Below are 16,643 nucleotides of genomic sequence, written 5' to 3'. Positions count from 1 at the left end.
ATTTAACCTTAAACGCTTTCCCGATGCGGCCCCGCTCCTCCGTTACGCGCCTGCGGGCAAACAAAAGGCCCCGCTCTCGCCCGCGCGTTTCGCGGCGGCAATAACGGAGCCCATCCGGGCATAAACCGATCGAATCAAGGCAAACGGAAGGTCCGTTCTTTCAGGCAGCCGTCGCAGAGACCGAGCGGGAATTCGATCCGGTAGAACCCCGTCCGGAACAACATCTGCGCCCGATCGACGGGCAGCAGCTTGGCGCACTTGACGCAGAAGAACATTCGGTTCGTATCGTCGTCCACTTTTTCCCCTCCTTCTGGGGCCGGAGGCAAGCGGTCGCACTCTTCCGCGCTCGTTGCGGGCAAGCCGCATCCGGTTCCCTACGATGACAGGCGTTCCGCTCCCGCGGTTACAGCTACCTCGTATCCGTTCGGATTGCGGGACTGCCATCTCCAGGCATCCTGGCACATCTCCTCGAGTCCGCGCGTTGCGGTCCACCCCAATTCGCGCTCGGCTTTGCCGGGGTCGGCGAAAACGATCGGGGCGTCTCCCGGCCTTCTGTCCCGGATCTCGTAAGGTACGCGGCGTCCCGTCGCCTTCTCGAACGCTCGAACGACTTCGAGCACGCTCCAGCCTCTGCCCGTGCCGAGGTTATAGGCTTCGACCCCGTACAGCGACGACAGTTTGGCCACCGCCTTCAAGTGACCGGCCGCCAGGTCTTCCACGTGAAGGTAATCGCGAATGGCCGTCCCGTCCGGCGTCGGATAATCGTTGCCGTATACCGCCAGGCAAGGAAGCTTGCCGACGGCCACTTGGGTTACGCAAGGCAGCAGATTATTCGGCGGACCGCTCGGGTCCTCGCCGATCAAGCCGCTCCGATGCGCGCCGATCGGGTTGAAATAACGGAGCAGGGCGATGCTCCATTTCGGATCCGATTGGCTTAAATCGCGAAGAATGTCCTCGATCATGAGCTTCGACCGCCCGTAAGGATTCAGCGCCGTCAGCGGAAAGGTCTCGTCGATCGGACAGCGGCTCGGCATTCCGTAGACGGTGGCGGAGGAACTGAACACCATCTTCTGAACGCCGGCCCGCTTCATCGTATCGCACAGCACGAGCGTGCCGTAAACGTTGTTGAAATAGTAGTCCAGCGGAAGACGAACGGACTCGCCTACCGCTTTGGAGCCGGCAAAATGAATGACCGCTTCGATGTCGTGCTCGCGGAACACCCGCTCCACCGCCTCGCGGTCCCTCAAGTCGTCGGCATAGAACGGGAACGAACAGCCGGCCAGGTCGCGAACGCGCAGCAGCGCTTCTTCCTTGCCGTTCAGCAAGTTGTCGAACACGATGATTTCATGGCCGGCTTTCAGCAGTTGCAGGCAGGTATGGCTGCCGATATAGCCGGCTCCGCCCGTCACCAGAATTCTCATGAATATTCCTCCAGTTCCTAGTGGAAGGTTCGATCGCGTTCGACGGCCGCTGACGATCTCCGCATCTTGCGACTGAACGTATCTATGACTCTTCCACTATATGATACATATCGTATCCGTGTCAAGCTGGAGTTTTCAACAAAATGGAGCTTTTCCGGTGAGGGTTTTTAGCGGCGTCACGATTTGTATCTGCACAATAATTTGCGCTTTGATACAATTGGTAACAATATTTTCTTCATAGAGCCGGGACTGCTTCAACCGTCCCGAAGCGGTTTAGCCGGAACGCGGGCGACCTTCGGCGAAACGATCGGGACCCGGCGGGTCCTTAGCGCCCTCAGACGACTTCTCCAAGCGAGTTTTCGGGCGCGAATCGCCAGGCTGCGTTTCAAGACCAGCGCGCACCAGAGACGAAGAAACGTTCTTTTCGCATTGTTGTTGCAGACATAGTAATTGAAGTTCTTGCGCACCGTATCCGTCCAATAGAACTTGAACGGCTGCGTCCCGCCCTCGAAGTCGAACTCCTCCATGCCCTTGTCGCGATAATGACACAGCAGGCGGTTAAGCAGAATCAGGCCCAAGCCGTAACGGGCATACTCGGGCGAATAGGCCGTCAGCTTGCCGTACACTTTGCGATTCATGAAATGGCAGACGTTGACGGCTTCGATCCTTCCGTCGATCTCCAAGTAGGACATGCCGAGCTGGCCGCGATCGCTTAAATCTTCGTAAAGCTGCCGGCAGAAGCCGCGATAGCGGGGATCGTGCAGCAGACTGTCGGGCCACTTGGCGAGATGAAGCTCAAGCGCGCGTTCCCATACGTCGGCGGAGAACGGCCGGTCGAGCTCGATCCGCACGCGGCGCTCCCGCAGCAAGTTCCGCTCCCGCCGCTCGATGTCTTTGCGCTCCTTGCCGTTGATTTTGCCGGGGTAGTCCTTCACCAGATTCAGATACGGAACGTAATCGGCTTCCTCGGCGTAGAGACTGAAGCGGTCCGCCAGCAGCTTCCGGACGAGAAAGGTGGCGTTGCGGCTTGAATTGACGTTCGCCAGCTTGAGCAGATCCCATTCGTCGCGGCAAGCGACGAGGGCGTCCGCCATCTTCCCCAGCACTTCGGCCTCATTGCGGCCGCCGTGCAGGCAGAAGCCGCCGTACATAGCGAGCCCGTATGTAATCCATTGAAGCGTTCGGACGATCATCCCTCCATGCCGTTCGTTCACCCGATGCAGCGGCGCGATGCCCACGCACCGATCGCCGTCGAATACGGCGATGACGAACGGCTCCGCGGCTTTCCCATGGAAGCGGGTCAGACAGCTGATCACCCATTCCCAGGTATCGTACAAATCCGGACGATCCATCTCGGCGACGAGCTCCGCCCAGCTTTCCGACAGACTCTCCAACCGTTCCAGACAAGCGATCACTTCCGCCCGCATCGACTTTAGACCCCTTCGGTGCGGCGCATGCCCGCCTGCTCAAGCTCCTGCCCCGGCTCGGCCTTCGGTATGGCGCTCGGTCCGTCTAAACCAAGCGGCGCGGAGATGGACTCCGGCTTCCTCTCGGCATCCCGGACGAACTGTTCCAGCGCCCGGACATGCTCCTCGACCATTCTCTCTATGCTGTATTGCTCCGATAGCTTGCGGCTCTCCGCGCCGAAGCGGCCGCGAAGCTCCGGATCGCCCGCCAGCTTGCCGAGCCGCTCGGCGAGCATCGCCGCATTGTCCGGAGGCACCAGGAACCCGTTCGTCCCGTCCCGGACCAGATCGAGCGCCGCTCCGGCCTTCGTCGTCGACACGATCGGCAGCCCGAAGCCGATCGCCTCGTTCAGCGCGGATCCCCATGTTTCTTCGCGCGCCGGCAGCGCGAAGACGTCCGCGACTTTCCAATAGCGAAGCAGTTCCCGCTTCGGCAGGTAAGTTTTGATCACGACGTGCCGGATTCCGCGGTCCCGAACGGTGCGCTCGTACTTTTCCCGCTCGGGGCCGTCCCCGATCAAGAGCAGGCTGGCGCCGGCGGCGGACAGCCGGCCGAACGCATCCAGTAGAACGTCGACTCCGTTGCGCGGGAGGAAGGGACCGATCGACAGAAAGACCGTTCCCTGCAGTCCTTCGCGACGCCTGAGCGCGCCCCTCTCCTCCTCTGTCAGCGGAGCAAGCTCCTGTCCCCCGAACCGGTTCAAGGCTAGCGGATATTCCAGAATTCTCTCCGGATCGGCACCGTTCTCCTGCAAATAACGCGTACAGCTCCTGCCCGACGACAGCCACAGGTCGGCGCCGGATACCCAATAGCGCTTGAGCTTGCGCCGCACCCGGCTAACATCGGAGACGAACGTTCCTTCGGCGTTCAGAATGAATCGCTTTCGCCTGAGCTTCAGCCATTGGATGGCCAGCATCTCGGTCGGCGAGCTGCAGCTTCCGAGAACGTAAACGTCGAAAGGCTCCTGCTCCAGCGCCCGCAGCACCGAGAGATTCAGACGATTGCCGCGCCCATCGGCGGAGCCCGAGAGGAACCGGCAGCGGAATAAAGCGCCGGGTTCTTCGCCCCGTTCCTCCCGCTTCGGCTCGCCGCGCGACTGAAACCATACCGTCAACTCGCAGAACGTTCCCAATCGGTTAAAAAAAGCGATGCGTTGCGGAGACGAAACGCCGGCTAGAAACAACACCTTCACGCGCAGCCCCTCCTCGCGGCAGCCCCGGGCCTGCCGCCCGCAGATACCGTTCGTATATTTATTTTAATTTATGATACAATTAGTAACATGTCAAGCTTATCAATCGTCGTCGTTCCATGGGATATGAAATAGAGAGGAAAATGGCAACGGGAAGGACAGAGGGGGCGGCGCATCGGCCGCCCTCCTTCGATGGGGCAGGGCCTTACCGGAGACGGCCTCGAATCGGGGGCGCTTCTTGGCCTCCGAATCCGACATTGATCCGGTAGGAAAAGCGGACTTCATCGTCTTCGAAGTCGACCGCAGCCGTAATGCAGAACGGGGTTTCGATAAAGCGGAGCGTGAGCAGCAGCCGGTCCGGGTTCTCCCAGGTAAAGGCAGCCGCGAGACGGGAATCCGTTCCTTCCAGCAGCTTCGATGTCCCTTCCGCCCACGACTCGCGTCCGCATCGCAGCTCGTGTATTTCGCTTTCCTCTTGGAACGTCAGGACGGCTTCGTCCTTCTCGAACCGGATCGCGAGCGCTTTCCAAGTCCGTTCGTTTTCTTCCAATCGATAAGTCTCCGCCGGCAATGATCGTTCTCTCGGCGACGACGGCGTCCGCTCGGGAGGCTCCAGCTTCAATCCCTTCAGTTGAGCGTTCAACTCGGCATACGCCTGCGGATCTTCTGCGGCCGCCCCGGGCCGCATGGCGGGAAGAAGATGCTCCCAAACCCGGTTGAGCACGCCCTGCATGTCATTCGTTCCGCTTGTGATCGCCAGCACGGCATCCTGCTGCGGCATCACGATGCAGAACTGTCCGAACGCCCCGTCGCCGCGGTAAACCCCGTGGCGGCATCTCCAGAACTGGTATCCGTAGCCTTGCGCCCAATCGCTCTCCCCTTCGTCTCCGTTCGCGATCTGCTTCGAGGTCGCCTCCTCGATCCAATTTTCCGGCAAAATCCGCCTTTCGCCCCATAGTCCCTTGTTCAAATAGAGCTGTCCGAACTTGGCGATATCTTCCGTCGTAATGCTCAATCCATAGCCGCCGATCGCGATTCCGCGAGGGCAGGTCTCCCAAGTCGCCCCTTCGATGCCGAGCGGCTCCAGCAGGCGCGGCCGCAGGTAATCGAGCAAGTTCTGCCCCGTCGCCTTGCGCAGGATGGCGGACAGCATGTAAGTGGCGCCCGTATTGTACAAGAAGTGCGTGCCCGGAGCCTTGTCCACCGGAAGCCGCAGGAACTCGGCAGCCCAATTGCCGTCGGGCGTCATCTTCATGGGGTCGATCGTATCCGCCGTATGGCCGGTCGCCATCGTCAACAGATGTCTGACCCGCATCGCTTCCAGATGGGGAGACGGATCGTTCGGCACGTCTTCGGGGAAGAAGGACAGCACCTTGTCATCCGGCGACAGCAGCCCTTCGGTGACGGCGAAGCCGACGGCAGAGGAAGTGAAGCTCTTGCTCAGCGAGAACATCTTGTGCTTCAGCGGGGCCGCGTACGGCGCCCACCAGCCTTCGGCCACGACTTGGCCGTGCCGGACCAGCATCAGGCTGTGCAGCTCGATATCGTTTTCCGCAATCGCTTGCAAAAAGCGCGAAACCGCGTTCGACGAGATGCCTTGCGACTCCGGGGCGCTTCTGGGCAATCGAATGGTCATGGGGATTCCTCCAATCTTCTTGACCCTCTTCTCCCTATGAAAGTTCGGCGGATGAACGCTCATTCCTGCTTTTCGCTCTGCCGATTGGAGGATGCAGCGTAAAAAAAGCGCTGCTCCCCTTTCAAGCAAGCAACCCGCGAGAGGCGCCTGTTCGAAGCGTCCATCCTGCGGGTTGCCGCTCTTGCTTATTCTTATCGAAACGCCGAGTTGTAGAGGCGAAGCAGCGTCGTTCGGCCGGGACGGACCAGATCGGCTTCGCGCAGCGCGCGGTCGCGGAGACCGGCGTCGATGCCGAGCGCCTGGATCGTGTCCGGACCGTGCACCGTGCGCAGCAGTTCGCGAATCTGCTCCTCGCCGGGCAGCCGGCGGATCCGCTCGCGGATGTCGGACCAGCCGGATTCGGCGATCCGCCATGCGTCGCGAAGCGGCGAGTTTGCCGGGACGGCCGGCAGCCCCTCTTCGGCGATCCGCTTGTACAAGCCGGAGACGACGGAGCAGGCCACGCCGACCTTCGCGCCGTGAAGCAGCTGCCGGCGCCGGCCGCGAATGAATTCCATCTCCCAGTAGTGCGACAGATGGTGCTCCGCCCCGGAGGCCGAATGGGACTGTCCGAGAATGAGCATGGCGAGACCCGATTCGATCAGCGCCGTCATCAACACGGCAAGACCTTCTTCGGTTCCGCGGCCGATCTCGTCGGCATGGGCGGCGCAGGCCAGAAGCGCGCGCTCGGTGAGCGACTCCGTCAGCGGGTCGTCCGGTTCGTTCGCTACCTGCCTTCCGAAGCTCCAGTCGAACAGCGACGTGAACTTGCCGAGCATGTCGCCGAATCCCGCTGCCGCCATCGCCGCCGGCGCCCGCGTCAAAATTTCGGTATCCGCGAACAGCGCGTCGGGTCCGATCGCCGGCACCGTGATTTTCTCGCCTCGGATGATCAGCGGCGCGCCTTTGGACGTGAAGCCGTCGACGGAAGCGGCCGTCGGCACCGATACGAACGGAACGTGCCACGAATAAGCCGCGTACCGGACGATGTCATGCACGGTTCCGGATCCCGCCGCGACGCAAACGGTCGCGCCCGTTCGCTGCAAATCCAGCAGCAGCTGCACGATCGACGCCTCGTCGGCCGCGACGTCGCCGATCTCGTTCGGCTTGATGAGGGTCGTCGATGCCGTCAACCCCGCCGCCGTCAGCTGCTTCTCCAGGTCCCGGCCGGCCGCCGCATACGTCCGGTCGTCGGCGACCAGCGCAACCTTGCGATGGCCGGCCTCCAGCAAGTAGGCGGCCGTTTCCCGGGACGCTCCCGCACCCAACCGGATGATCTGGGGAAAAGAGAGTCCTTCCAGGCTTCTTCCTTGCCGTTCGGCTTCGTCCCGAACGCTTCTCAAGATGTCGCTCATCGGTTAAACTCCTTCCAGTAAACCGTTCAAGCCGGCGATCGAATCCCAAACGTAATCCGGCTTATATTCTCCGCCGTACGCACTCCCATGATCGGCGAGTCCGGTCAGCACCAGCGCGGCGGACATTCCGTGCCGCTTCGCAAGGGCGATGTCGGAATGCAGGCTGTCGCCGATGACCAGACATCGCTCCGGCGGCAAACCGAGCGTGCGCAGCGCCGCCTGCGCCATCCATTCGGACGGCTTGCCGATGACGACGTCGGGCCAGCGGCCGGCCGGATGGCAGACGGCTCCGATCATGCCGGCCACGTCCAGCGAATCGCCTTCGGCGGTCGGAACCATCCGGTCCTCGTTCGTCGCCAGAATGCGCGCCCCGCTTCGGATCGCTCGGAACGCCATATTAAGCTCCCGGTACGTCACCGTCTCGTGCAGCGTGATGACGAGCCAATCCGAATCTTCCGGCCGCGGCGCCAGCCGGATGCCGAAAGTCGCCAATTCGTCTTTGAGCCCCTGTTCCCCAAGCACCCAGACCGCGGAATCCGGATCCCTCTCCTTCAGGTACATGCCGGATGCGGTCGAAGTCAGCAGCAGGCTCTCGGCCGGAACGTCCAGCCCCATGCCGGCCAGCTTCGCTTTGCACATGTCCCGGGAAATATTGCCTCGATTGCTCACGAACACGACCCTTTTGCCTTCACGGAACAACCGCCGCACCGTATCCGCCGCTCCATCGATCAGCAGGTCTCCCCGATAGATCGTGCCGTCCAGATCAATCAGAAATCCGTCAAAACCGCTCAAATCCGCGATCCCGTTCAGCAACTTCCTCCCCCTGTCCTTCCATCCGACGGTTCGCCCGCTAACGGTTCATTGCCTGCTGACAACATCATCGGTCATTGTATGGTTAACTCCATTTTCCGCCGCATCATCGCCGTTTGTCAACTTTTGTTATCGTTTGCCGGCATTTTCATTTGCGTTCATTCGATTCTTCGTTTGTTCGCAAACGGACTTTCATTTCCCTTCATTTGGCCGTGACGATCCGCATCCGGCCGAGCGTCTGCAGAAAGGACGGATCCGCCTGCGCGTCCGTCACCAGCGTCCGAATCCGATCGGCGTGAATGGAAGTGGCGATCGATCGGCGTCCCAGCTTCGTATGATCCAGCAGGGCCACGACCTGCGACGCGTTGGCGGCCATCTCCTTCTTGAGCTCCGCCTCGTAGGGGCTGAAGTCGGTCATGCCGGCTTTGAGAGTAAACCCCTCCGCGGAAGTGAAGAACAAATCCGCATGAATGTCGTGCAGAATGCTTTTGCCGAGAAGGCCTTCGATCGTCCGGGAGGAAGGGCGCAGCACCCCGCCGATCAGAATGACGTTGACGCGGGGATTCCGATTCAGTTCCATCGCCGCTTCGAGTCCGTTCGTCACGATCGTCAAGTAATCGAAGTCGACCAGCTGGCGCGCCAGCTCGAGCGCCGTCGAACTTGCGTCGAGCATGACGCATTGCCCTTTCGCTACCAACTCGGCGGCGGCGCGTCCGATCGCGCGCTTCTCCGCGGGGTTCAATTCGCTGCGGGAAGTTTGCGGCTGCGCTTGAGCGGCGGACGAGCGGCTTCGGGGCGGCACCGCTCCGCCGTGCGTCCGCTCCAGCAGCCCTTCGTCCTCCATCAGCCGCAGGTCGGTGCGCAGCGTGCCTTCCGATACGCCCAGCTCGGCGGCCAGCTCTCTCACCGTGACCTGCCGATGCTTGCGCAGCGCCTCCGCGATATAGTCCCTTCGCTGCGATGCGAACATGACCATCCCCTCCGAACTGTTTTTACCCTATCGTAACGGAAAACGACGATAAACGGCAACTTTTCTCCCGAAACGACAATCCGCGCCTTTTCCGGGACAACGAAAAAGCCGCGCAGTTTGCGCGGCGGGAAAAGCCGATGAAGGTCTACTTCGTTCCGTCGTCCATCAAGTACGACTTGATCTCGTCGTGAAGCCGATCCCTTTCCGTCTGACCGACAATATAATAGTAGATTCCGCCCATCATCTTGCCCTGGCCTTTCACTTCCGTGCTCTCGACCGATCGGACCACGTCCCTGTGCTTGGTCACCAGGTCGGTCAGCTGGCCGAGCGTAAAGTCGGTTTTGACGTTGCGGCTGACGCTGCGGAGAACGTTCGTGATCTCCAACGAATTTTTCCAATCCGCCGCCTTGTCCACCAGCCGGTTCAGCACTTGCCGCTGCCGTTCGTTGCGCCCGAAATCCCCCCGGGGATCTTCATGCCGCATGCGGGTGTAATTGAGCGCCTCCTCGCCGGTCAAATGGAGCTCGCCCGCCGGAAAATGGTCCCCCTCCGAATCGAAAGCGAACGAATTGGTCACGTCCACGCCTCCAAGCGTGTCCACGATCTTCTCGAACCCTTCCATATTCACCTTGACGTAATGATCGATCGGAATGTCGAGGAAATGCTCCACCGTCGATACGGTGCCTTCGATTCCGCTGAACGCGTAGGCATGGTTGATTTTGTCCTTCGTTCCTTTCGGAACGAGATCGGCATAGGTATCCCTCGGAATGCTGAACAGGAAGGCCGCCTCCCGCGCCTCGTTCACCGTCAGCACCATCAGCGTGTCCGTTCGCCCCCTGTCCCCGGCCCGCTCGTCGACTCCGGCGAGCAGTACCGTGAAGGCGCCCTGGGAGCGCTGCGCCGCAGATTGGGCCGCAGACATCTTTACCGCGCCGCCGCCGGACGAAGCGTCTGCCTGGACTTCCGTCGGCCCTTTGGCCAGAGCCCGAACGCTCCCTTCCCCGTCAGCATCCGCCGGAGCCGGATTGGCAGCGGATTGACTTCGCCAAGCTTGCAGCTCCGGGTCCTTCGCCTCATAACTTGCTTTCGCGGACGACAGAGGCTCGTACATGCGGTCGGCTGCCACCCGAACCTCGTTGCCCAAGTAAACGATCGTTCCGCCTACCGCGAGGAGCACGCCTGCAGCCGATATCCATAAGAGACGTTTCCATTTCCGAGTCACGCCATCACCCGCCAAACGTTTCGGATTCGTATGATTTCCATCGGTGGGCCGCGGCGCGGACCGTTCATATCGACGCTTCTTTGCCGCGGCCCGGCTTCGGTCGTGCCGAGAGCATGCGGTACAAGGCATGAATTTTCGTCTGGTCGGGGCATAGCTCGATCAACCGTTCGTTCAGCCGCCCGATCAGAGCGGTGCGCTGCATCTCGCTTAAGGCGAACTTCATGCCGTAGCGGTAACCGTCCACCGTATCCGCGCGCCAGACGATATGGCCCGGCAGAGCGAGCGGGCAATCGTCGATCGGCCACCCCAGCTCCAGGCGCATCTCGGGAAGAACGGGGAAACGCAGCCCGCTTTCGAAGCAGCAGCCGCCCTCGCTGACGTTCGCGAGCCGGACCCGTCCGGGCGGACTGGCAAGCGCCCGAGAAGCGATCGCCACGATCCGAACAAGCGCCCCTTCTTCCGCGGGCATCTGAAGACGAACATGCTTCCGGCGCGTAAAGCCGCTTCCGGCGTCCTCCCAATTCATGCGCGTCCCTCCGTCAAAATGAGAAAAAGCTTATCCTTGCAAGCACTCGAAACTGGTATAATAAAATATACTGTTGGGCAAGCTGAATTTTAGATACGTAATGTATCATGCATACTCTTACAATATGTCACGATCTGTATCGTGTCAAGTAGATATTTTTGCATTTGACCTTAAAATTTAGGGGTTTTCGAGGAAAGTGCGACGTTTTGTCGCAAGCAATGCAAACAAATCGTAAACATATTATGATGTTTACAAATGGATCAAAAGGGAGGGAAACTGATGAATATTGGCGGCCGCATCGCCCAATTGCGCGACCAGCGCGGTTGGACCCAAGAAGAGTTGTCTACTTCCCTCGGCATCTCCAGGGCGGCTTTGTCCCACTACGAGAAGAACCGGAGGGAACCCGATACGGAGACACTGACGAAGGTAGCCGATCTGTTCCACGTGTCGATCGACTATTTGGTCGGTCGGACGGACCATCCGCAAGGAATGCTGGACGAGGACGTCCGCAGCTTCGCCGATCAATTGGAGTTGTCCGAAGCGGAACTGCTCGAGAAGTTCGCGCTTACCATTGACGGACGCAGGCTGACGCCGGAAGAAGCCCGCCGCTTTATCGCGTTCGTGCGCGCGGAGCGGGCCATGAATTGAACGGGAGCCCGCTCGACTCTTCCGAACAGGACGAAACCTCAGCGACCGAAGGGCTTATGCCCGCCGTTCATCGCTGAGGTTTAGCGCTTTCATCCCTATGTATACATTCCGAGAGTGCTTTACTTGCTACACCGTTTCCTTTCTCATCCACTCTTCCGGCCACTTCTCTTCCGATATGCCCATCTGCTCGAGTATTTTACGGATGTCAATTTCCACAATTGTCTGCTGCCTATTTTTGTCGTCGCTTTGCAGATCCCGCTCTTTTCCCATCCACACACCCTCACTTCTGGAACATCTTCCTCTTATGTAGACCATTATAAAGGATGAAGAACGCAGAGGTTGTCGGACAATGCAACGAATCTTCCGGTTTTTGGATAAGTTTTTGTCGAATGGGTAGTTTCGCGCTTCGTTTTGGAATATTTTATTGAAAACCGGGACGATATCCTTGCATCGGATTTCCTTTGGTTCAGGCACGTGGTCTTAGGACCAGGACAAAAAATAAAGCCCGCGAACAAAACCCTCCCCTAAGGAAGGACTCCGTTCGCGGGCTTAGCCGTTTCCGGTCGTGCCCGTCAGTTGCCGCCGACGCGGGACAGGTCGCGCATGTTCGCCTCGAATGCGGCCAGCAGCGCCTTCTCGCCGCTAAGCCCTTGGGCTTCGACTTTGGCGATCTGTTCCAGCATCCGCTTGTAGTCTTTCGGAATAACCTTGACGAACTTCGGAAGCACCGTATCCCACTCGGCCAGCACGCGGGCTCCGAGCTCGCTGTTCGTATACTTCACGTGCTTCTCGATCATGCCGCGCACTTCAGCCGTTTCGCTCGCGTCTTCGAGGCTCTCGAGGCCGACCATCTCGAGGTTGCAGCGTCTTACGAAGCTGCCGTCCCAGTCGATGACGTAAGCAATGCCGCCCGACATGCCGGCCGCGAAGTTGCGTCCCGTGACGCCGAGGACGACGACGCGTCCGCCGGTCATATATTCGCAGCCGTGGTCTCCGACGCCTTCGACGACGACGTTCACGCCGCTGTTGCGCACCGCGAACCGCTCGCCGGCGATGCCGCGAATGTAGGCTTCGCCGCTCGTGGCGCCGTAGAACGCCGTGTTGCCGGCGACAATGTTGTCCTCAGCCTTGAACGTTGCTTTCGGCGACGGGTAAACGACGATCTTGCCGCCGGACAATCCTTTGCCGATGTAGTCGTTCGCGTCCCCTTCGAGCGTCAGCGTCATGCCCTTCGGCACGAAGGCGCCGAAGCTCATTCCGGCCGTTCCGGTGAAGTGGAAGCGAATCGTATCCTCCGGCAGCCCTTCCTTGCCGTGGCTCTTCGTCACTTCATGGCCGACGATCGTGCCGACGACGCGGTTCGTGTTCTTGATCGGGAACGAGCCTTCGACCCGTTCGCCGCGCTCGATCGCAGGAGCCGCCGCCGCCAGCAGCGATTGCAGGTCGAGCGACTCTTCCAGGCCGTGGTTCTGCGACTTCACGTTGTAGCGTGCCGAGCCTTCCGGCAGCTCCGGCCGGTAGAGCAGGTCGGTCAAGTCGACGCCGGCGGCCTTGAAGTGCGAGATCGCCTTCTTCGTGTCGAGCCGGTCCGTGCGGCCGATCATCTCGTCCAGCGACCGGAAGCCGAGCTGCGCCATGATCTCGCGAAGCTCCTGCGCCAGGAAGTGCATGTAATTGACGACGTATTCCGGATCGCCCATGAACTTCTTGCGCAGCTCCGGATTTTGCGTAGCGACGCCGACCGGGCACGTATCGAGCTGACAGACGCGCATCATGATGCAGCCGAGCACGACCAGCGGAGCGGTCGAGAAGCCGTACTCCTCGGCTCCGAGCAGCGCGGCGACCGCGATATCGCGGCCCGTCATCATCTTGCCGTCGGTCTCGACGACGACGCGGTCCCGCAGGTTGTTCAGAATCAGCGTCTGATGCGTCTCGGCAAGGCCAAGCTCCCAAGGCAAGCCCGCATGGCGGATCGAGCCGATCGGGGAAGCGCCGGTGCCTCCGTCATAACCGCTGACGAGAATAACGTCGGCGCGAGCCTTCGCCACGCCGGCCGCGATCGTGCCGACGCCGACTTCGGAGACGAGCTTGACGTTGATCCGCGCATGACGGTTCGCGTTCTTCAGATCGTGGATCAGCTCCGCCAGATCCTCGATCGAATAGATATCGTGGTGCGGAGGCGGCGAGATCAAGCCGACGCCCGGCGTCGTTCCGCGAACTTCGGCAACCCACGGGTACACCTTGCGGCCCATCAGCTGTCCGCCTTCGCCCGGCTTCGCGCCTTGCGCCATCTTGATCTGAATCTCTTCCGCATTGGCCAGGTAATAGCTCGTGACGCCGAAGCGTCCCGACGCCACCTGCTTGATCGCGCTGCGGCGCAGATCGCCGTTCGCATCCGGCGTGAACCGTGCCGGGTCTTCCCCGCCTTCGCCGGAGTTGGACTTGCCGCCGATGCGGTTCATCGCGATCGCCAGCGATTCGTGCGCTTCCTTGCTGATCGAGCCGAACGACATCGCGCCCGTCTTGAACCGCTTGAAGATCGCTTCGACCGGCTCGACCTCTTCGATCGGCACCGGAGGCTGATCGAACTTGAAGTCGAGCAGCGAACGCAGCGTGCGAATCTCCTCGTACTCGCCTTGAACGAGCGCCGAGAACTTCTTGTACAGGCCGTAATCGTTCGAACGGGTCGCCATCTGCAGCGTGTGGATCGTCTTCGGGTTGAACAGATGGTCCTCCCCGTCCTTGCGCCATTGGTATTCGCCGCCGGAGTCCAGCTCGCGCACCGCGCCTTCCTGCTTCTCGAACGCGCGGTTGTGCGACTTCAGCGTCTCTTCCGCAATGACGTCCAGGCCGACGCCGCCGATGCGCGAAGGCGTCCACGTGAAATACTTGTCGATAACTTCGGTCTTCAAGCCGATCGCTTCGAAAATCTGCGCGCCGCGGTACGACTGGATCGTCGAGATGCCCATCTTGGACAGCACCTTGACGACGCCCTTGTTCGCGGCCTTCAGATAATGCTTGACCGCCTTCTCGTGCGAGACGCTCTTCAGCATGCCCTGGCGAATCAGGTCGTCCAGCGTCTCGAACGCCAGGTACGGATTGACCGCGCTGACGCCGTAGCCGATCAGCAGAGCAAAGTGATGCACCTCGCGCGGCTCGCCGGACTCGAGCAGAATGCTCACCTTGGTCCGTGTGCCTTGGCGGATCAGGTGGTGATGCAGCGCCGAGACGGCCAGCAGCGACGGAATCGCCGCGTTGTCCGCGTCGATGCCGCGGTCGGACAGAATCAGAATGTTATGGCCGTGCTTGATGACGCGGTCGGCCGCCGAACACAACGTCTCGAGCGCCTCGCGCAGCCCTTCCTCGCCCGACTGCGGATCGAAGAAGATCGGCAGCGTGATCGACTTGAAGCCGGGACGGTGAACGTGACGCAGCTTCGCGAAGTCCTCGTTGGACACGATCGGCGACGCGAGCCGGATGTGCCGGCAGCTCTCCGGTTCCGGATTGAGCAGGTTGCGCTCCGGACCGATCGTCGTGTACGTGGAGGTGACGATCTCCTCGCGGATCGCGTCGATCGGCGGGTTGGTCACCTGCGCGAACAGCTGCTTGAAATAGTTGAACAGCCGCTGCGGCCGTTCGGACAATACCGCGAGCGGAGAGTCGTAGCCCATCGAAGCGAGCGGCTCGACGCCGCTGGACGCCATCGGCTCGATAATCTTGCGAATGTCTTCGAACGTGTAGCCGAACGCCTGCTGGCGCTGCTGCACCGTCGCATGGTCCGGCTCCGGCAGATCGGTCGCTTCCGGCAGGTCGGACAGATCGACCAGATGGTCGTTCAGCCATTCGCGGTACGGATGCTCGGTGACGATCGCCTTCTTCACCTCTTCGTCGGAGATGATCCGGCCTTCCTTCGTGTCGACGAGCAGCATGCGGCCCGGACGCAGCCGGTCCTTGAGCACGATGTCCTCAGGCGGCAGCTCGATGACCCCGGCTTCGGACGCCATGATGATCAAGTCGTCCTTCGTGACGTAGTAGCGCGCCGGGCGCAAGCCGTTGCGGTCGAGAATGGCGCCGATCTGAACGCCGTCGGTGAAGCCCATGGCGGCGGGGCCGTCCCACGGCTCCATCAGCGTGCTGTGGTATTCGTAGAAAGCTTTCTTGTCGTCGTCCATATACTCGTCGTTCTGCCACGGCTCCGGTACCATCATCATGGCGCAGTGAGCGAGGGAACGGCCGGACAGGTACATGAATTCGAACGTGTTGTCGAACTTGCCGGTGTCGGAGCCGTCATGGTTGATGACCGGCTTGACCTTCTCGAGATCGTCTCCGAACAGCTCGGAAGCGAACAGAGTCTGGCGCGCGTGCATCCAGTTCTCGTTGCCGCGGAGCGTGTTGATCTCGCCGTTGTGAATCATGTAATGGAACGGATGCGCGCGCTCCCAGCTCGGGAACGTGTTCGTCGAGAAGCGCGAGTGAACGAGCGCGATGCCCGTCGTAAGCCGAGGATCGTGCAGCTCCCCGTAGAACTCGCCGACCTGCTCCGTCGTCAGCATTCCTTTATAAATGATCTTCTTGCTCGACAGGCTGGTGAAATAGAACGTCTCGCCGCCTTCGATGCCGGAATAGCGGATCGCCTTCTCGGCGCGCTTGCGGATCACGTACAGCTTGCGCTCGTACGCCATGTCGTCCCGCAGTCCCGTGGAACGCGAGATGAACGCCTGACGGACGAACGGCTTGACGCGCTTCGCCGAAATGCCGAGCATGTCGTCCCGCGTCGGAACGGTCCGCCAGCCGAGGAGCGACAAGCCTTCCTCTTCCACGATGCCCGCGAAAATCTCTTCATGCTTGGCCCGCTGGGCGTCGTTCTGCGTCAGGAACGTCATGCCGACGGCATATTGTCCTTCTTCAGGAAGGCTGAAGCCGAGCTTGGCCGTCTCCGCCTGGAAAAATTCGTGCGGAATCTGCAGCAGAATGCCCGCGCCGTCCCCGGAGTTCGGCTCGCTTCCCTGGCCGCCGCGATGCTCCATGTTGATCAGGAGCGAAAGCGCCTGTTCGACAATCTCGTGGGACTTTCGGCCTTTGATATGGGCGACGAAGCCCATGCCGCAAGCGTCCCGCTCGAATTGCGGATCGTACAGGCCCTGCTTCGGGGGCAATCCGTTAAAGAGCTGATTCATATAAACGCAACCTTTCTGTAAGGAGAGTTTGAAGGGAAAATCCTTGAAACCGAACGAAACGGCCGTACCGTCCTACGTGCCGTCCAAGGGAAACCATTCAGAAAAGAATCGCAGGGTTATCTTCCTGAATCGCAAACCAATGGGGAGTCAAGGAGAGATGGGAATGGCGCGCATTGTCTGATA

At 60.6% G+C, this 16,643-nt stretch carries 13 protein-coding genes; 1 reads left to right on the top strand and 12 read right to left on the bottom strand.

Features of this window, described 5'->3' with window-relative positions; genetic code table 11:
• Window positions 1–134 precede the first annotated feature (134 nt).
• From H7C18_RS16330 to H7C18_RS16285, 10 genes are all read right to left on the bottom strand, one after another.
• On the bottom strand, window positions 135–296 hold the full coding sequence (locus tag H7C18_RS16330) for a hypothetical protein (RefSeq protein WP_185130149.1): 162 nt from the start codon (window positions 294–296) through the stop codon (window positions 135–137).
• 78 nt (window positions 297–374) lie between these two features.
• The gene (galE, locus tag H7C18_RS16325; protein WP_185130148.1) at window positions 375–1,421 is read right to left on the bottom strand and encodes a UDP-glucose 4-epimerase GalE; all 1,047 of its coding nucleotides are present in this window, start codon (window positions 1,419–1,421) and stop codon (window positions 375–377) included.
• A 254-nt stretch (window positions 1,422–1,675) separates the two neighbouring features.
• Window positions 1,676–2,848 (bottom strand): GNAT family N-acetyltransferase, encoded by a 1,173-nt coding sequence (locus tag H7C18_RS16320; RefSeq protein WP_185130147.1) that lies wholly within the window; start codon window positions 2,846–2,848, stop codon window positions 1,676–1,678.
• A 5-nt stretch (window positions 2,849–2,853) separates the two neighbouring features.
• A complete protein-coding gene (locus tag H7C18_RS16315) occupies window positions 2,854–4,080 on the bottom strand; it encodes a glycosyltransferase (protein WP_185130146.1) in 1,227 nt (408 codons plus the stop codon).
• A 202-nt stretch (window positions 4,081–4,282) separates the two neighbouring features.
• Window positions 4,283–5,713: a serine hydrolase domain-containing protein gene (locus H7C18_RS16310; protein WP_185130145.1), complete on the bottom strand. Its 1,431-nt coding sequence runs from the start codon at window positions 5,711–5,713 to the stop codon at window positions 4,283–4,285.
• Window positions 5,714–5,904: 191 nt separating this feature from the next.
• On the bottom strand, window positions 5,905–7,107 hold the full coding sequence (locus tag H7C18_RS16305) for a sn-glycerol-1-phosphate dehydrogenase (protein WP_185130144.1): 1,203 nt from the start codon (window positions 7,105–7,107) through the stop codon (window positions 5,905–5,907).
• 3 nt (window positions 7,108–7,110) lie between these two features.
• Complete coding sequence (locus H7C18_RS16300) at window positions 7,111–7,917, bottom strand: HAD-IIA family hydrolase (protein ID WP_420481864.1); 807 nt, start codon at window positions 7,915–7,917, stop codon at window positions 7,111–7,113.
• Window positions 7,918–8,119: 202 nt separating this feature from the next.
• The gene (locus H7C18_RS16295) at window positions 8,120–8,887 is read right to left on the bottom strand and encodes a DeoR/GlpR family DNA-binding transcription regulator (protein ID WP_185130143.1); all 768 of its coding nucleotides are present in this window, start codon (window positions 8,885–8,887) and stop codon (window positions 8,120–8,122) included.
• Between the two features lie 145 nt (window positions 8,888–9,032).
• The gene (locus H7C18_RS35155) at window positions 9,033–10,109 is read right to left on the bottom strand and encodes an LCP family glycopolymer transferase (protein WP_185130142.1); all 1,077 of its coding nucleotides are present in this window, start codon (window positions 10,107–10,109) and stop codon (window positions 9,033–9,035) included.
• 64 nt (window positions 10,110–10,173) lie between these two features.
• Entirely contained in the window at window positions 10,174–10,635 is a 462-nt protein-coding gene (locus H7C18_RS16285; RefSeq protein ID WP_185130141.1) for a PilZ domain-containing protein, read from the bottom strand.
• A gap of 279 nt (window positions 10,636–10,914) precedes the next feature.
• On the opposite strand from H7C18_RS16285, the gene H7C18_RS16280 reads away from it, so the two are divergent.
• Window positions 10,915–11,283 (top strand): helix-turn-helix domain-containing protein, encoded by a 369-nt coding sequence (locus tag H7C18_RS16280; protein WP_185130140.1) that lies wholly within the window; start codon window positions 10,915–10,917, stop codon window positions 11,281–11,283.
• 126 nt (window positions 11,284–11,409) lie between these two features.
• Here the strand turns inward: H7C18_RS16280 and H7C18_RS16275 are convergent, their stop codons facing one another.
• Window positions 11,410–11,553, bottom strand: a complete 144-nt coding sequence (locus H7C18_RS16275) for a hypothetical protein (RefSeq protein WP_185130139.1) — start codon at window positions 11,551–11,553, stop codon at window positions 11,410–11,412.
• Window positions 11,554–11,855: 302 nt separating this feature from the next.
• Window positions 11,856–16,460, bottom strand: a complete 4,605-nt coding sequence (gltB, locus tag H7C18_RS16270; RefSeq protein WP_185130138.1) for a glutamate synthase large subunit — start codon at window positions 16,458–16,460, stop codon at window positions 11,856–11,858.
• Between the last annotated feature and the right edge of the window lie 183 nt (window positions 16,461–16,643).

It is taken from the genome of Cohnella zeiphila, from assembly GCF_014212055.1.
GTDB classification, from domain to species: Bacteria; Bacillota; Bacilli; order Paenibacillales; family Paenibacillaceae; genus Cohnella; species Cohnella zeiphila.
Note: the sequence above shows the minus strand (reverse complement) of the source record. Positions and strands in the feature narration are given on the sequence as shown.